The following is a 16,955-nucleotide window of genomic DNA, read 5'->3' on the forward strand; positions in this document are numbered from 1 at the left end:
GTGTATAACAACACAAGTTTAAAGAGAAACAACATGACTTCATTAGGCACCTTCTGGGGCATAGGCGTAGGCCCCGGCCCGGCGGGTTACATTCCGCTGGCCGCAGTCGAGGCATTGCAGCAAGCCGACATCGTCTATGCGCCCCGCGCCCGCACGGCGGACTCGTCGGTCGCGCTGCAATGCCTGGCGGGCATAGACATCGATCCAAGCCGGATACGCGAAATCGAATTCAACATGGACCCGGACCGCTCCGTGCTCAGCGAGCATTACGCGCAACTGGCGCAAACTATAGCTGCCGATTTGCGCGAAGGCTTTAACGTCGCCTACCTGACTATCGGCGACAGCCTGACTTATTCGACTTACGGCTATATCCTGGCCGCATTGCGCGAGTATCTGCCCGGCTTGCCGCAGCGCACGTTTCCCGGCATCACCAGCTACGCATCCGCGGCCGCGGCAATAGGTTGGCCGTTGGGCGTCGGCAAGGAGCGCACGCTGATCCTGCCCTGCCCCGAAGACGCCGAGGCGCTACGCCAAGACATCGAAACGCACGACATTGTGATACTGATGAAAATCGGCGTGCGCCTGCCGTGGGTGCTGGCGCTGCTGCGCGATATGGGCATCGCCGAACATTGCGCATTCGCCCGCCGCATCGGCTTGGCCGACGAAATGCTGGCCGATGATGTCAGCGATTTATGCGCGACCGAAGCTATGGGCTATCTCGCCACGTTATTGATCCGTAAAACGCCAACCGAAAAACGACACGCATGAATCCGGCAAAATTATTTCATCTACGAAAAGCACGAAAGACACGAAAAATCATCGGGCGAAATTTTCGTTCTTTTCGTGCCTTTCGTGGACAAACAGAGGTTTTAAAATGAAAGTTTACTTTATCGGCGCCGGCCCCGGCGCTGCCGACCTGATTACGTTGCGCGGCGCGAACATCCTCGGCCGGGTCGACATGGTGCTGTACGCAGGCTCGCTGGTTGCTACCGACATGCTACAACATTGCAAACCCGGCACCGAGTTGATCGACACCGCCAAGCTCGACCTGGACCAGCAGGAAGCCTGTTACCGCCGCGCGCAACAAGCAGGACACGACGTGGCCCGGCTGCACTCCGGCGACCCCGCGATTTACGGAGCCACCGCCGAGCAAATGCGCCGGCTGGAAGCGTTGGGCATAGAGTATGAAATCGTACCGGGCGTATCCTCGTTCACGTCGGCGGCCGCCGAAATCAAAGCCGAACTGACCAAGCCGGAAGTTTCGCAAACGGTAATCCTGACCCGGGTTTCCGGCCGCGCTTCGGCAGTGCCGGAACTGGAGTCAATCGACAAGCTGGCCGGGCATCAGGCAACGATGTGCATTTTCCTGTCCGGGCCGCATTTGAAGAAAATCGTTGCCGACTTGAAAAAACATTATCCGGACGATACTCCGGTCGCTTTGGTGTACCGGGCGACTTGGCCGGAACAACGGTCTTATCAGGGAACCTTGGGCACGATGCTGGACGAGATTAAAAGCAGCGATTGGAACCTGACCACGATGCTGCTGGTCGGCGAGGCTTTGGGGCGCGGCGAGCAAACCGAATCGAGTTTGTATTCGAAGGATTTCTCGCATATTTTCCGGGTGGTGAAGAAAAAAGCATAGTCCACGAAAAGCACGAAAGACACGAAAATCTTGTGGTCGAACTTTCGTGTTTTTCGTGGACAATTTCTATGGGTTATTTAGATGTTGGATCAGCATGATTGCGGAATCTGGCTGGTGCGGCCGGACAGCGAAGCTTTGGCGTTGGTGCTGCAACAGCGGCTTGGCGGCGCGATTTATCGTCCCTGGTTAATCAAGGACGAACAACCGGTCGCTCAGAAACAGCAGTTTGCGGAAGCTTATCGCCGGCATCCGCAATGGATCGTGATTGCCGCCAGCGGCATCGCGGTGCGCTTCCTGGACGGCCTGCCGCAGGATAAACACAGCGATCCGGCCGTCGTCGTACTGGACGAAGCCGGACGCTTTGCGGTATCGCTGCTGGCCGGCCACGAAGGCGGCGCTAACCGCTTGGCTTACCGCGTCGCCAACGTGACCGGCGCGATGCCGATCGTCACGACGGCGACCGAAGCACTGAAACCGCTGGTCGTCGGCATAGGCTGTCGCAAAGGCGCATCAGTCGAACAAATCACCGCCGCCGTGAAACTGGCGTTGAGCGAGCGGCAATTGAACGAAGTGCGCGAGATGGCGACTATCGACCTGAAAGCCGATGAGCCGGGCTTGCTGGCGTTCTGCGAACAGAATGATTTGCCGCTACGGGTATTGGCGAGCTCGGCGGTAGCGGCGCGACCTTGGGTCACGAAAGCGTCGGATTGGGTGCAACAAATCGTCGGCTTGCCGGGTGTTTGCGAACCTTGCGCCCTAATTGCGAACCCGCGCGGCAAGTTAATCGTGCCGAAAACGGCTTTGAACGGCGTGGCCGTGGCGGTGGTTGAAGATATGGGATGGCATGTTTAGATTCCAAGCCTCTTCTATAAAAGGCGGCTGGTCAGCTCCGGCTACCGGAAACGCCTCCCTGGCTGACGCCGGGCGGGCTTACTTGTGCCCTATGGGTATTCCGGCCTACATTTTATATTGCTCGTTCCCAAGCTCCAGCTTGGGAATGCCGTCCTGGAAGCTCCAGCTTCCCGAAACACTGAAAGCTACGACTGCATGGATGCAGGAGGTAGAGTAACGCAGGAGCAGTTACCGAGAGCTTTCGAAACTGGGTTCCCAAACTGGAGCTTGGGGACCAGCGTAAATAAAACTTCGCGCCCTTCGTGTCTTCGTGGTGCAACTATTAAATAAAAACAAAATATGGATAAAACGGTAAAAGGTGTATTGAATTTAGTGTCGGTCGGTCCGGGTTATAGCGACCTGATCGTCCCGCGCGCCGAAACGGCATTACGAGACAGCGACGTGATCGTCGCTTACGAGCTGTATTTGCGCTGGATAGAACCGTGGATTACCGGTAAGGAAATCCACACGCCGCCGCTGACGCAGGAACGCGAACGCGCGCTGCTGGCCATCGAAAAAGCCCGTAGCGGCGCTAAAGTCGCGCTGATTTCCAGTGGCGACATCGGCATTTACGCCATGGCCGCGCTGGCGTTCGAGGAGATGCGCGAAGACGACGATTACGACGTCAACGTGATCCCCGGCATCACCTCGGCAAACGCCTGCGCCTCGCTGCTGGGTTCGCCGCTGTCGCACGACTTTGCGACTCTGAGCCTGTCCGACCTGCTGTGCCCATGGGACTGGATAGAACAGCGCGGCCGCCATATCGCCCAGGCCGACCTCGCCTGCGTGCTGTATAACGTGCAAAGCGCCGGCCGCCAGCAAGGTGTATACCGCATCCTGAATATCATGCTGGAGTCGAAATCGCCGAAGACCTTGTGCGGCGTGATACACAACGCTTACCGGCCGGGGCAGAAAGTCAGCATTCATCATCTGGACGAGCTGCCGACGCTGCAATTCGACATGCTGACCACGATTGTGATCGGCAACCGCTTCACCCAGCGCAAACGCGGTTTTATTTTCACGCCGCGCGGTTACAACAGTTGGAAAGGCGACGAGCGTCCGGCCGCCGACGATTTACCGGAAAATGCGCTGTGGGTCTTTTCCGGCACCAGCGATGGCAACGCGCTCGCTAACGAACTGACGCAACAAGGCTATCCTGTTGTGGTATCGGCCGCGACCGAATACGGCGGCGAAATCGCGGCCCGGCATTGCGCCGGCGTGTCGGTTTGGGCCGGCCACCAAGGTGTCGAAGCGCAAAAACAGGCCTTAAGCCGGCACCGTGCCAAGGCGATTGTCGATGCGACGCATCCTTACGCAAAGCTGATTTCCGAGCAGTTGATGGGTTTGTCGGAGAGCCTGGACATCCCTTACCTGCGCTTCGAACGGCCCGGTTCCATAGGATGTGCCGAACAGAGTGAGGCGCATCATGCCGATTCCGTCGAACAAGCCGCCGAACTGGCAATCAAGCTGGGCCGGCGCATTTTCCTGAGCACCGGCTCCAAGAACCTGGCGACGTTCTTAACAGCGCAGGGAGCAAACGAACGCGACTGGTTCGCACGGATGGCGCCGGAGCCGGAATTTATCCAGCGCGCGATCGACCTGGGCCTGCCTCGCAGCCGTATTTGCGCGATGCAAGGGCCGTTTTCCGAAGCGTTCAACATCGCGTTGTGGCGGGATTGGAATATCGATTGCGTGGTGACCAAGGATTCCGGCGATGCCGGCGGCTTCCAGGCCAAAGCGGCCGCGGCCGAAGCGCTGGGCATCCCGTTGCTGGTCATAGCCCGGCCGAAACTGGATTATCCGGCCGTTGCGTCGACTTTCGATGAAGTCTTACAGCAATTACAGGTGCTATAACCTTAATTCACCACGAAGGCGCGAACGACTGCATGGATGCAGGAGGTAGAGCAACGCAGGGAGCGGTTGCCGAGGGCACGAAGAAATAAAAACTTCGTGTCTTCGTGGTGATATTCATCTCTTTTAACAAGAAGTCATCATGGAGCATCAACAACTAATCCCCGTCACCATCGTCACCGGCTTTCTCGGTTCCGGCAAGACCACGCTGCTCGGCAGCCTGATTAAGAACCGGCAATCCCGCCGCCTGGCGATATTGATCAACGAGTTCGGCGAAGTGTCTATCGACGGCGCACTAATCAACGATTGCTCCGGCAGCGACCAACATGTGCGGATACACGATTTCCCTTACGGCCTGATCGCCTACGGCGAGGACGAACATTTCCTGCCGACGATGCGCGCCATCGCCGAACGCCGCGCCAACGTCGATCATGTATTGATTGAAACGTCGGGGCTGGCGCTGCCTTCGGCGGTCATGGAACAACTGCAAACGCCGGAACTGGCCGGGGATTTTATCCTGGATGCGACGCTGGCCGTGGTCGATACGCCGTTGCTGCTGTCCGAGCAGTTCGACCGCAACCCGGCCGATAACACACACGCCGCGGTCCAGGATTCGGTCGCCGCGCTATTCGAGCAGCAAATTGGATATGCCGACGTCGTCGTGTTGAACAAAATTGACGATTTGGATGAGGATGCGTTGCTGGCCGCAGAACAGCGGGTCCGCGACCGCGCGCCGAACGTGCGTTTTTTGGAACTGGCTTACAACGCCAAACTGGACACTCGTCTTGCATTAGGCTTGCGCCTGCACCAGCCGGCGTTCAGCCCGCATGGACACAAGTTTACGCTGATCCAGGCTCCCGGCGCCGATACGCCGACATTGGCCAGCCATACGCGCTTAAACGGCCACAGCCATTCCGGCTTGGCCAACCATAGCCACGGATTGACAACGCACAAACATTTCCACGAACAAGATCCCGGCTGGCTGTCGTTCGTATTGCGCAGCCGGGATGCCCAGGACGCGGAAACGATCCGGCAAGCGCTGGTCGAAATCGCCAAAGCCGAACCCTTGCTGCGCTGCAAAGGTTTTATCCAACTTGCCGACCCCGATCAATCCGTTCTGGTGCAAGGCGTGCGCACACGCGTCGTAATAACTGCCGATGCCGGTGAACGTTCAGCAACGGGATCGGAATTGGTTTTTATCGGTTATCACCTTAACCGCCAGCCGGTCGCGGCGCGGTTGTCGGAATTGGCCGGGACTGCTTGGAAATGAGTGTGCAAAACAATATAGGATGTGCCGGAAGCGATAACGTAGTTTTCTGCCCCGCCCTGTTCATCACCGCGCCCGGCTCCAACCACGGCAAAACGACAATTACCGCTGCTCTGGCCCGTTATCATGTCGAGCAAGGCCGCAAAGTCCGGGTATTTAAATCCGGCCCCGATTTTCTCGACCCGATGATACTCGAACGCGCTTGCGGTTTGCCGGTACACCAGATCGACCTGTGGATGATGGGCGAAAGCGAATGCCGCCGCTTATTATACGAGGCCGCGCAAGAAGCCGATTTGATTTTGATCGAAGGCGTGATGGGCTTGTTCGACGGCGAGCCGTGTTGCGCCGATATTGCCGAACTGTTTTCGCTGCCGGTGCTGGCGGTGATTAATGCGGCCGGCACGGCCCAAACGCTCGCAGCCATTGCCTACGGACTTGCCAACTATCGGCCGGGACTGCCGTTCGCCGGCGTTTTAGCCAATAACGTTGCCAGCCCGCGCCATGCCGAAATGATCGTGCAAGGCATGCCGCCCGGCTTGCGTTATTTCGGCGGCATCATGCGCGACAGCCGGTTCGTGTTGCCGGAACGGCATTTGGGCCTGGTTCAGGCTGAAGAAGTATCGGACCTGGAACCGCGAATATCAGCCGCAGCCGGCGCAATCGCATCAACCGAATTGGCGAATTTGCCGGAAGCGGTGGCATTTGCATTGCCAAAACAACAAACGCCGCTCCAATTGTTGTCTGGCGTCCGTATCGGCATTGCCCGCGACACCGCGTTTTCGTTTATTTATGCCGCCAACCTGGATTTGCTGCGCGCGATGGGCGCGGCGCTGGTTTTCTTTTCGCCGCTTGCGGATGCCGCACTGCCCGACGTTGACTGCATTTACCTGCCCGGCGGTTACCCCGAACTGCATTTGCAAACGCTACAGGCTAATGCGGGCATGAAGTCGGCACTGCAAACGCATTTTCAGCTGGGTAAACCGGTTTATGCCGAATGCGGGGGGATGTTGTACTTGCTGGAATCGCTTGAAGATAAAGCCGGCAATCGCGGCGAAATGGTCGGCCTGTTACCCGGCCGCGCGGTAATGCAATCGCGGCTGAAAGGCTTGGGCTATCAATCCGCGCCGATGCCCGGCGGCTTATTGCGCGGCCATACTTTCCACCATTCGCTGATCGAAACGCCGCTTGGCGCTGCCGCGTTCGGCGAGCGCCTGCATAACACTTCAGCCGGGGAAGCTATTTATCGGCTAAAGCGCTTAACAGCCAGTTATCTGCACTGTTATTTCGCTTCAAATCCGGCTGCCGCGGCGCAATTGTTTTTGCCTTAGGATCTGGCTTCAAATAACGTCCCTATTTAAGCGGGTTGGGTTAAAACTCTTCCCAACCACCGCTATTTGCAGAGTGTGGATCCAGTTTGACGATATGCCCCACTGGATCACGATGCGCTTTAGTTTCTTTTTTATCCAGTTCTAAAAAATCACCCTCGTCGTTATCGCTTTCCATTTTAAAATGCGCTACCGCGACCGTCATCTGTTGCGTTTGTTCTTCCAGGGATGCGGCAGCGGCTGAAGCCTGCTCTACCAAGGCGGCATTTTGCTGGGTGACGTCGTCCATCTGGCAAATAGCCAGATTCACTTGCTCAATACCGGACGTTTGCTCCATGGAAGCGGCACTTATCTGCGACATAATTGCAGTAACACCGCGAATAGAATTAACGATGTCTTCCATTGTCTTTCCGGCTTGAGTGACCAGCTTGCTGCCGTCTTCAACCTTTTCAACCGAATCGCCAATCAGGTTTTTGATCTCCCCGGCGGCGGCGGCGGCGCGCTGTGCAAGATTGCGCACCTCTCCGGCGACGACAGCAAAACCCCGTCCCTGCTCTCCAGCGCGAGCCGCTTCGACTGCGGCATTCAGCGCAAGTATATTGGTCTGGAAAGCGATGCTGTCGATTACGGCAATAATCTCAACGACTTTGCGCGAGGATTCATTGATCGCTTCCATCATTTTTACAACTTGTCCAATGACTACAACACCTTTGCCGGCAGTATCGGAAGCGCCAATAGCAAGCTCGCTGGCATGTTTGGCGTTATCGCTATTCTGATGCACGGTTGAAGTCAGTCTTTGCATGCTGGCTGTCGTTTGCTGCAAACTGGAAGCTTGCACTTCGGTACGATGGGACAACGACATGTTGCCGGAGGCAATGTTTCTTGCCGCCGTGTGGATCGAAACGGCGATTTCGTGAATTTGGCCGATGACCGTGTTCAGGTCATCTACAGTGGAATTGGCATCCTCTTTAAGCTGCCCGAAGGTACCCGTATAGTGATTGACAATTTTTTCGTTCAGTTTTCCACGAGATAAAGCATTGAATACGCGTACCGCTTCGTTCAGGCCGCTTTCGCTGGTTTGCATCAGTTGGTTGATGGATTCGCTCAACTCGCGATAAAAACCTGTCTTGCCTTGCATGACAATGCGTTGAGTAAAATCGCCCATAACGGCGGCAACTAAAATAACGGCCACTTCTTTTTCCACCATGACCTCAGCGGTGCGGTCCAACCATTCGGCGACCGCCCCCATGCGTTTGCCTTGCGAGTTGATTACCGGACTGGCCGTGACGACCATAGAACGATTGCCTAATTCGATACTGGCAGTGCTGGAACTGGTGAAATCAGAGATTAACTGTGCCTGAAGCGAAGGGTTTTTATGGAAAGTATCGATATTGCTGCCTATCAAATTGTTAACATCAAAATTCGGTAACAGCTTGCGGATATCCGCTTCTGCTTTACTGAACATATCAATCACCGACTTATTGGCATAAATAATATTGCGGTTGCTGTCGGCAATCATTACGCTGGTGCTGACATTGTCCAACGCAATCTTAACGCGAAGATTCTCATCGGCAACGCGTTTAGCTTCTGCCACATCGAAACCTAATTTGATTTGCATCGCCTTAAGGGCGGCTAGTACCTGTCCAATTTCATTCTTGCCTTTGATTTCAATAATATCGTTGTAATTGCCTTGAGCGATTTGGCCGAAATGGCTAATAGCGCTATTGAGAGGGCTCACAATGCAACGTAGCAAAGAAAGAGTCAGCCAGAGCGCCAACAAAATACCTGAAGCGATTAAAATGCCGGCAATCATCCGGGTACTGTAGTAGCGAGATTCGCCTGCGTCGAACTCCTGTTTGGCAATTCTTATCTGCAATTGCAACAACTTTTGAATCCCGTCGCCGACCGGTTCGTAAAGAGAGTTAACCTTGTTTTCTATAATCGTACTCGCAAGAGCGGCATTATTATTGCGCAATGCGGTAATAGCCGGCTGCAAACCTTCCATTACAAAGCGGTTTTTATCATTAGTAACCTGATCCGCCAGAATTTTTTCTTCCGGACTCAACGAGCTTTTGGTGTATGCATCCCAAATACTGGCGATGTCTACGATATTTTTTTCCACTTCAACGATATTTTTTTGAATCGATTCAGGAGTCGAGTTGAACAGGCTGGCCGTAATACGCAACCGGTTAGTCAGCAGTAATTTTTGAACCTGGAAAATTTGGTTTGAGGGCAGCATGCGATCGTCATGAACGCTACGCAAGCCCTCGCTGGCCTTGCTCATGCCCAAGATTCCCATACTGCCTATAACCAGCAGCAAAGCTGACATGATAGCGATAACCATCAATAAACGGGCTTTGATGCTAATATTTTTTAATGACGGAAGCCTCCCGAGCAGTGTTTTCCGGACAATTTTTCCATCCCGTATTTTTAAATTGCCGGCGTTGCTTTCACGAAATTTCTCGTAAGCTTCAGCAGCTTCTGTAACTTGCTTTTGACCGGGCTTGCTGCGTACCGACATATAGCCCACTAATTTATCGTTTTCGTAATAAGGCGTCACATTAGCCAGCACCCAGTAAAAATCGCCGTTTTTGCAACGGTTCTTAATCACTCCGGTCCATGGGCTGCCTGCTTTCATCGTTTTCCATAAGTCCTCAAACACTGCTGCCGGCATATCCGGATGCCGTATCATATTGTGCGGCGAACCGATCAGTTCTTCCCGGCTAAATCCGGAAATCTGAACAAAATCATCATTCGCATAAGTAATTATCCCCTTTAGGTCGGTCTTAGTAACAATGGAGTCAGTCTCTGCCAGAGCATGTTCAACATTGGTGATCGGCGTATTAATTTTCATGGGGCGTTTTTTTGGAATAGAAGCTAAATAATTTAAAAACTTTTATTGGGGATTGGAGGCGTAAATCCCTATATATGTATTGATGCATAAAAACCACAAAGAATGCATAAAAGACACGAAATTTTACCTTAGTTTTTCTTCGTGAACTTCATGTTCTTTGTGGTCTGTATTTTATTGATCGAATATGCGGGCTGTCTGTTTAAGTTTGGTGGTTATTGAAATTGAGTTAGCCCGTAAGCTCCCGATTAAATTAATGACTATCGACTTTAAAGAATGCCATTACCTGTTGCAGTTGCATGGCTTGACCGCTCAACTCTTCCGCTGTCGCGGCCAGTTGTTCCGACCCTGACGCATTCTGTTGCGCCGCCTTATCCAGCTGCCCGACCGCATCGCTGATTTGGCCAATGCCTTGCGCCTGTTCTTCGGAAGAAGCGGTGATTTCCTCGACCAAATCCGCGGTCTTCTGGATGTTCGGCACCATTTGCGCTAACAGGTNTACCACGGTAAAGCCTTTGCCGTGCTCGCCGGCTCTGGCCGCCTCAATCGCCGCATTCAGCGATAACAGGTTGGTTTTATAAGCGATGTCTTCAATCAAGCCGATTTTATCGGCAATTTCCTTCATCGCCTCGACCGTGCGTTTGACGGCTTCCCCGCCATTGGCGGCTTCTTCCGCCGCTGTAGTCGCCANGACCCCTGAAGCTTGCTCGGTCGCACTTTGGCTGATCGCTTGCGCGGTCGCGCTGATTTGCTGCGAGGAGCTGCCTAAGGCATCAGAATTTCTGCGCACTTGCTGCACAACGTTGCTGAGCTGGTCGCGCATGGTTTGTAAAGCACTGGCCAAAACCCCGATTTCATCTTTCTGGTCGATATCGATGCGCGCGGTTAAATCCCCTTCCGATAACGATTCGGCAAATTTAACGCCGAGAATAATCGGTTTGGTGATCATCGATGCTAAGAACAACGCAATGATCACACCCAGCACTATTGATAGAATAATGGTGCCGATAATGATTTTGTTGGCATCGCCAACTAATTGCTCGGCTTCGGTGCGCGCCGTGCCTAATTGGGCATAGCCGGCTCCCTCCGCGTCCTGGGCTTGCTTAATGACGTTTTGACCTAGACTCGCCATATCGGCCAAGATGATTTTTAGCTTGTCGTCGTTATCTATCCAACTTTTCGCGGATTGCGTGTAATCGCGTGTCGCACTGCGTGCTTCGTTAATTAATTTAAGCCCGCCGTCATCGGTGGTGATTTTTTGCAGATCGTCATACAGGCCCATCAGTTCCGGCAACAGAATTTCCATTTTCTTCCAGGCAACACGATCCTTGTAATTCACTTCTTCTTTCTCGGCGCGCATGATCTGCATCGCTTTGACGTAAATGTTGGTTGCAATAATGTAACGTTGCACGTATTGATCCAGCTCCTGCCCGCTGACGCCTTTTTTCATCGCTTCGCTATATAGATTCACCTGCCTTTTCAGAAAAGTGTCCGCAGCATTGGCGACGGCATTGCCTTTGTCGACCATGTCCGCCACGGACTGCTTATTGGACTTCAACGCGGCCACGCCGGCCCGGTACTTGTCAGCGTATTGCGATGTCCCTTCGCGGGCCGTTTTCGACTGATCCAACAATTGCGTGTTGTTGTACTGTTTAGCTACGGCATCGACTTTGTCGAGAAAGCCCATCAATTCCTTAACGTTCTGCTCGGCGCGTTGGTGCACTTCGTCTTTTTCCAATAGCAGGTAGTTCTTTTCTTCCATGATCGTTCCCAGCGCCATCCGCTCGACACCGGTTGCGTATTCGACGGCTTTACCGTTGTTGTCAGTGATGCCAAATAGCGCATCCGAGACTTTGCCTATATAGATTTTCGACAATATACCAAACCCGCAGGTAATCAATACCAACAGCAAGGCGCCAGCTAATATCTTGGTTTTTATGCTTAAGTCTTTTATGTTCATAAAATGATCCTTGTGTTGATATCAGTTTAGTGAGGCAATACCAGCTTCTTTATTTCCGTTACCGCCTTCGTAATCAGCCACCTGTTTGAGCTGGGCCAATTCTTTTATCGAAAGTACGCGGTTGATATTCAATAAGATAATAAACTCATCGCCAACACGCCCCATCGATTGAATAAAGTCGGTTCGAATATCAGCACCGAAATCGGGCGGAGGCATAATGTTCGCTTCGGGTATTTCCAGAATTTCATCAACCGCATCGACCAGCATCCCCAATAGCTGGGCATCTTCGTTATATTCAACCTGTACCAGTACAATACAGCTGCGTTTGCTTATTTCGCTGCTTTGCCTGCCCAAACGCGCGGACAAATCGATGACCGGAACGACATTACCGCGCAGGTTAATAACGCCGCGTATGTACTCAGGCGTCATCGGTACGTTTGTAATTGTGTTGATTTCAATAATTTCTTTGACGTCGAGAATACTCATGGCCAAGTTCTCATTACCTGCCTGAAAAGTAAGATACTGGCGTAGTTGATCTTGAGCCATTAACTCGGTTTTATTTTCTTTTTTATGTATTAATTGGTTCATGGTTGATCTACCCGTCAAAATTTTTCAAAATCATCCTCATTAAACTCAGGTTTGACGATTCCTACCTTAGTAGCCGGCATAGGCTTTATTGTTGAAGAATAGTCAACCGGAGCAAAATGAGGCGCTGTTTTTTTGTTTACCGATGTCTTCTTTGTGGAATGAGGCGGTTGAGTTTTAATTATGCGGCCTTGATTTGCATCGACTTTGAAGAATGCCATCACCTGTTGCAGTTGCATGGCTTGACCGCTCAACTCTTCCGCTGTCGCGGCCAGTTGTTCCGACCCCGACGCATTCTGTTGCGCCGCCTTATCCAACTGCCCGACCGCATCGCTGATTTGGCCGATGCCTTGCGCCTGTTCTTCGGAAGAAGCGGTGATTTCCTCGACCAAATCCGCGGTCTTCTGGATGTTCGGCACCATTTGCGCTAACAGGTNGACCACGGTAAAGCCTTTGCCGTGCTCGCCGGCTAACGCCGCCTCAATCGCCGCATTCAGCGATAACAGGTTGGTTTTATAAGCAATGTCTTCAATCAAACCGATTTTATCGGCAATTTCCTTCATCGCCTCGACCGTGCGTTTGACGGCTTCCCCGCCATTGGCGGCTTCTTCCGCCGCTGTAGTCGCCANAACTCCTGAAGCTTGCTCGGTCGCACTTTGGCTGATCGCTTGCGCGGTCGCGCTGATTTGCTGCGAAGCGCTGCCTAAAGCGTCGGAATTAGCACGCACTTGCTGCACGACATCGATCAATTGCCGGCGCATATCTTTCAAGGAATTCGCCACTACGCCGATTTCGTCTTCCCGTTCGATGTTGATTGCTTTAGTAAAATCGCCTTGCGCCAAAGTTTCAACCACCTGTTTCAATTCGTCGAGTGGCTGGATAATGCCTCTGGCAATCAACCAGCCCAGCACCGCTGTAAATACCAGAATAATGCCGGCGATGATATTCATCGTCCAAACTGCATCGGCTTTGGCTGATACGGCGTCTTCCGCGCCTTTTTTCGCGATGACGGAGTTGTAATCCATGTCAGCTTGGAACGCAGCATTCACCTTTTCGGCGACATCGGCATATTGAGTGGTTGTCGCAAGAGCTTGGTCGTTTTTACGCGCCCTAGATAACTCCAGTATTTTCGGTACGCCAACTAGATACTCTTTATAAGCAACGACCGCATCGTTAAACAGCTTCTTATCTTTTTCGTCGGCAAAACAACTTTTGCCAAAACAGCCATCCACTTCATATTTTTTCAGTGCGTTAGATAACGTATCTTGGGCTTCCTTGATCTTGGCTTCGATTTCCGCCATTTTGGACTCGTCGCTATTTAATACATGCCGATAGACACGGACACGCAAACGACCGAACGATACCGAGGCTTCATCCAAAATCAGTATGCTCGGAACGGAGTTGATATTGCCGAAATTGGCTTTGTCATACACTGTATCCATACTGCTCTGCCCAATCCATGCCAGCGTCGCTAAACCTATAATTGCGGTGGCAATCAACAAAATCATTTTTCTAACGATGGTCATTTTCATTTTTTATTACCCTATGGGTTTAAAGCAGCTAATGTAAGGCCCTGACAACCAATGCCTATCAAATATCCTTGATTTTTTTTATGCTTGCAGATGGATGCTTGAGTACCTTAAATACCTGATGACAATGCTAAAGTGGGATTCACCCGCTTTCTTGCGTACTGAATGAGTCCTTGTACATCCAGAATTAGCGCAACGTCGCCACTACCCAACACAGTTGCTCCTCCGATTCCGTTAAGGTTCTCAAACAGTTTACCGAGCGGTTTAATCACAGTTTGATTCTCACCGTGCAATTCATCCACGACGAAACCTGCCTTTGCCTCGCCAAAACGAACCACGACCAGACTTTCTCTCTGAGTATGTGTGTGTTTTTTATTCTTATGGAAAAAGTCTCCCAAACGCAAATAAGGTAAAACTTGACCGCGCAAATTGACGTAATGTTGAACGTCGTCAATTTGCCATTCTTCGCTGCTCATTTCGACGCATTCTTCGACCATACTCAGCGGGATGATATAGCGCTCTTTTTGCGCTTCGACCATGAAGCCATCAATAATTGCCAGCGTCAACGGCAAGTGTATGGTTACCACCGTGCCCTGCCCCAACTCGCTATCGACGGAGACAGTGCCGCGCAAAGCCTCGATATTGCGCTTGACCACGTCCATGCCGACGCCTCGGCCGGACAGGTTGTTGGCCTCTTCTTTTGTGCTTAGGCCGGGTTCGAATATAAGATGATAAATTTCGCTTTTGCTAAGCATTTGATCCGGCTTGATCAAGCCTTTAGCTACCGCTTTGGCAAAAATTCTATCCGGGTCCAAACCTTTGCCGTCATCACTGATCTGGATCACAATGCGGCCCGAGTCATGATAGGCATTAAGCTGGATGGTGCCTTTTTCAGGCTTACCTGCACGCAGCCGTTCCGCCGGGGTTTCAATACCGTGATCGAGCGAATTTCGCACTAGATGTGTCAGCGGGTCGTTGATTTTTTCCACGACGGTTTTATCCAATTCGGATTCACCACCGGTAATTTGCAGTTGAATTTGCTTGCCTAATTCCTTGCTGACGTCGTGCACCACTCGCTGAAAGCGCGTAAAGGTTTCGCCGATTTGCACCATTCGTAATTGCAAGGCGGTATCGCGTATGTCTTCGACTAAATGGCTCATCGTCGAGGCGACGTCATCGACATCGGATAAGCCGTGCTTATCGACCATCAACCGCATTGCGGCGCCTGAAATGACTAACTCGCCGACCAAATTAATCAGATAACCCAGTTTAGCCGCATCGACGCGAATATAATTGGATTCCTTGTTGACTTTTTGTTTGACCGATTCTTGTTTTTTCAGTGCCTGCTCAATAACCGGTTGCTGCAAAATATTTTTTTCTAACAGCATTTCACCAAGAGGTTTAGGCTCGTCATTAGCGTCATCCCACTGTTCGTGGAGCGTACGCATGACTTCTTTTTCCGTTAAGGCGCCAATCTCGACAAGCATTTCTCCCAATCGTTTGACTTGATCTTCCGGCAAATTGTCCAGCAATTGCAGGTAATGCTCCTGCCTGGAATTCGGCGGCAAGATATGAATATTGCAATCGTCTTCAGCGAACTCAAACACATCCTCGATGGTTTTTTTATCGCAACCGCTGTTAAAAATTATTTTAAAGCTCAAGTAACAACTTTGGGGATTCACATCCTCAAAATTGAGAAGCTCCGGCATGGTAATAATCGCTTCCACGATTTTGCCGAGCGTTTGCAGATAGCGAATAAACGATAACGGATCCATGCCGTTACGCAGGGCATCCGGTTTAAACGCCAGACTGATAACCCAGTTGTCGCTGCTATCCGTGGTGTTCGGGTCGACTTCAAAATGATCGGCTTTCTCCTCTTGTGTAGAAGGTACGCCAGCCGCGGCAGCCGATTGCCCGGTTAACCCGGCAATCAACATTTGGCTTTGCTGTTGCAGCTCCTCAGGTAGCGGTTCATCCTCGTTGAAAAGAACGTGTTGAACGATCTGTGCGGTATGATCTTTACAGGCTAGCAAAACGGCAATCAACTCGGAGTCAATCGAGCGTTCACCGTTTCTTACCTTATCTAAAACGGTTTCAACCTGATGCGTGAAAGAAACGATATCGTCAAAGCCGAATAATCCCGACGAGCCTTTGATCGTGTGCATGGCTCGGAAAATGCTGTTAATGCAATCCGCATCATCCGGCGCGGCTTCCAAACCCAGCAAGGCATCTTCCATTGCCGTCAGTAATTCATCGACTTCCTGGGAAAAGGTTTCTAAGGCGGGACTTATATCGCTCATGATTTTTTCCAATTAGCTGGGATGACAATAGGATCGCCAAAATACATACCGAGTTTAAGCAACTCAAAAACCTCAATAACCGCTTCGCTATGCCGCAACAAGCGTAAGATAAAGCCGCGCCGCTGTGCTTCAGCCTTGAGCAGCAACAATAACTGCAAGCCCGCACTGTCTATTTCCGCAACAGCCGATAAATCAAGCTGCAGCTCCCGCGTATCCGGACGACAATAGCCCAACAAGGTTTCCTTGAGGGCTTCCGCATTGTAAATAGTCATGTCATCCTTAATAGACAATTGCAGTATCCCATCGTTTTTCTTAGCTTTTGCGGTCATGGCATATGTCTCGGAATTAAGGTTAAAGTTAAGGTAATACTAGTTTGGCAATAGCCGCGAGCAAAATAGGCGGCTGAAAGGGTTTAGTCACCCAAGCTTTGGCACCGGCTTCTTTGGCTGCCCGTTTTTTATCCTCTTCCATTTCGGTGGTTAGCATAATAATAGGAGTGAATTTATATTGATCGAGCTGCTTAACCTCTTTAACAAAGCTAATGCCATCCATAACAGGCATATTAATATCGCTGACAATAAGATGAATTTTAACGCCCGTCAGTTTGCTCAACGCATCTTTACCGTCACTTGCTTCGATTACTTCATAACCCGCGCCTTTTAATGCAATGCCGACCACCTGCCGCATTGAAGCCGAGTCATCCACAATCATAATTGTCTTCGCCATAAGTTAAAGCCTACCCTTTGTATGAAAA

At 51.7% G+C, this 16,955-nt stretch carries 13 protein-coding genes; 6 read left to right on the forward strand and 7 right to left on the reverse strand.

Annotated elements, in window-relative coordinates:
* Nucleotides 1-33: 33 nt before the first annotated feature.
* The 6 genes from cobI (at nucleotide 34) to EKO24_RS02995 (ending at nucleotide 6,979) form a co-directional block, all read left to right on the forward strand.
* Entirely contained in the window at nucleotides 34-768 is a 735-nt protein-coding gene (gene cobI / locus EKO24_RS02965; RefSeq protein ID WP_127030419.1) for a precorrin-2 C(20)-methyltransferase, read from the forward strand.
* Between the two features lie 106 nt (nucleotides 769-874).
* Complete coding sequence (cobM, locus tag EKO24_RS02970) at nucleotides 875-1,642, forward strand: precorrin-4 C(11)-methyltransferase (RefSeq protein ID WP_127030418.1); 768 nt, start codon at nucleotides 875-877, stop codon at nucleotides 1,640-1,642.
* Between the two features lie 81 nt (nucleotides 1,643-1,723).
* Complete coding sequence (locus tag EKO24_RS02975; RefSeq protein WP_127030417.1) at nucleotides 1,724-2,494, forward strand: cobalamin biosynthesis protein; 771 nt, start codon at nucleotides 1,724-1,726, stop codon at nucleotides 2,492-2,494.
* 339 nt (nucleotides 2,495-2,833) lie between these two features.
* Entirely contained in the window at nucleotides 2,834-4,387 is a 1,554-nt protein-coding gene (cobJ, locus tag EKO24_RS02985; protein ID WP_127030415.1) for a precorrin-3B C(17)-methyltransferase, read from the forward strand.
* Between the two features lie 139 nt (nucleotides 4,388-4,526).
* Nucleotides 4,527-5,654, forward strand: a complete 1,128-nt coding sequence (locus tag EKO24_RS02990; protein WP_127030414.1) for a CobW family GTP-binding protein — start codon at nucleotides 4,527-4,529, stop codon at nucleotides 5,652-5,654.
* Between the two features lie 2 nt (nucleotides 5,655-5,656).
* Complete coding sequence (locus tag EKO24_RS02995) at nucleotides 5,657-6,979, forward strand: cobyrinic acid a,c-diamide synthase CobB (RefSeq protein WP_241674375.1); 1,323 nt, start codon at nucleotides 5,657-5,659, stop codon at nucleotides 6,977-6,979.
* A gap of 40 nt (nucleotides 6,980-7,019) precedes the next feature.
* On the opposite strand, the gene EKO24_RS03000 is transcribed toward EKO24_RS02995, so the two are convergent.
* The 7 genes from EKO24_RS03000 to EKO24_RS03030 form a co-directional block, all read right to left on the reverse strand.
* Complete coding sequence (locus EKO24_RS03000) at nucleotides 7,020-9,830, reverse strand: methyl-accepting chemotaxis protein (protein ID WP_143733152.1); 2,811 nt, start codon at nucleotides 9,828-9,830, stop codon at nucleotides 7,020-7,022.
* A gap of 250 nt (nucleotides 9,831-10,080) precedes the next feature.
* Entirely contained in the window at nucleotides 10,081-11,787 is a 1,707-nt protein-coding gene (locus tag EKO24_RS03005; protein WP_143733153.1) for a methyl-accepting chemotaxis protein, read from the reverse strand.
* A 21-nt stretch (nucleotides 11,788-11,808) separates the two neighbouring features.
* A complete protein-coding gene (locus EKO24_RS03010) occupies nucleotides 11,809-12,375 on the reverse strand; it encodes a chemotaxis protein CheW (RefSeq protein ID WP_127030788.1) in 567 nt (188 codons plus the stop codon).
* Nucleotides 12,376-12,389: 14 nt separating this feature from the next.
* Entirely contained in the window at nucleotides 12,390-13,904 is a 1,515-nt protein-coding gene (locus EKO24_RS03015; protein WP_143733154.1) for a methyl-accepting chemotaxis protein, read from the reverse strand.
* Between the two features lie 107 nt (nucleotides 13,905-14,011).
* The gene (locus EKO24_RS03020) at nucleotides 14,012-16,201 is read right to left on the reverse strand and encodes a chemotaxis protein CheA (protein ID WP_127030526.1); all 2,190 of its coding nucleotides are present in this window, start codon (nucleotides 16,199-16,201) and stop codon (nucleotides 14,012-14,014) included.
* Nucleotides 16,198-16,530: an STAS domain-containing protein gene (locus tag EKO24_RS03025; protein ID WP_127030527.1), complete on the reverse strand. Its 333-nt coding sequence runs from the start codon at nucleotides 16,528-16,530 to the stop codon at nucleotides 16,198-16,200. The genes EKO24_RS03020 and EKO24_RS03025 overlap by 4 nt, the downstream gene beginning before the upstream one ends.
* Before the next feature lie 28 nt (nucleotides 16,531-16,558).
* Nucleotides 16,559-16,927 (reverse strand): response regulator, encoded by a 369-nt coding sequence (locus tag EKO24_RS03030; protein ID WP_127030528.1) that lies wholly within the window; start codon nucleotides 16,925-16,927, stop codon nucleotides 16,559-16,561.
* Between the last annotated feature and the right edge of the window lie 28 nt (nucleotides 16,928-16,955).

It is taken from the genome of Candidatus Methylobacter oryzae (genome assembly GCF_003994235.2).
GTDB lineage: Bacteria > Pseudomonadota > Gammaproteobacteria > Methylococcales > Methylomonadaceae > Methylobacter_A > Methylobacter_A oryzae.

Bases quoted from the DNA above. Each gene is read 5' to 3' on its own strand.
- cobI (WP_127030419.1), top strand. From the start codon at position 34: ATGACTTCATTAGGCACCTTCTGGGGCATAGGCGTAGGCCCCGGCCCG.
- cobM (WP_127030418.1), top strand. From the start codon at position 875: ATGAAAGTTTACTTTATCGGCGCCGGCCCCGGCGCTGCCGACCTGATT.
- EKO24_RS02975 (WP_127030417.1), top strand. From the start codon at position 1,724: ATGTTGGATCAGCATGATTGCGGAATCTGGCTGGTGCGGCCGGACAGC.
- cobJ (WP_127030415.1), top strand. From the start codon at position 2,834: ATGGATAAAACGGTAAAAGGTGTATTGAATTTAGTGTCGGTCGGTCCG.
- EKO24_RS02990 (WP_127030414.1), top strand. From the start codon at position 4,527: ATGGAGCATCAACAACTAATCCCCGTCACCATCGTCACCGGCTTTCTC.
- EKO24_RS03000 (WP_143733152.1), bottom strand. From the start codon at position 9,830: ATGAAAATTAATACGCCGATCACCAATGTTGAACATGCTCTGGCAGAG.
- EKO24_RS03010 (WP_127030788.1), bottom strand. From the start codon at position 12,375: ATGAACCAATTAATACATAAAAAAGAAAATAAAACCGAGTTAATGGCT.
- EKO24_RS03020 (WP_127030526.1), bottom strand. From the start codon at position 16,201: ATGAGCGATATAAGTCCCGCCTTAGAAACCTTTTCCCAGGAAGTCGAT.
- EKO24_RS03025 (WP_127030527.1), bottom strand. From the start codon at position 16,530: ATGACCGCAAAAGCTAAGAAAAACGATGGGATACTGCAATTGTCTATT.
- EKO24_RS03030 (WP_127030528.1), bottom strand. From the start codon at position 16,927: ATGGCGAAGACAATTATGATTGTGGATGACTCGGCTTCAATGCGGCAG.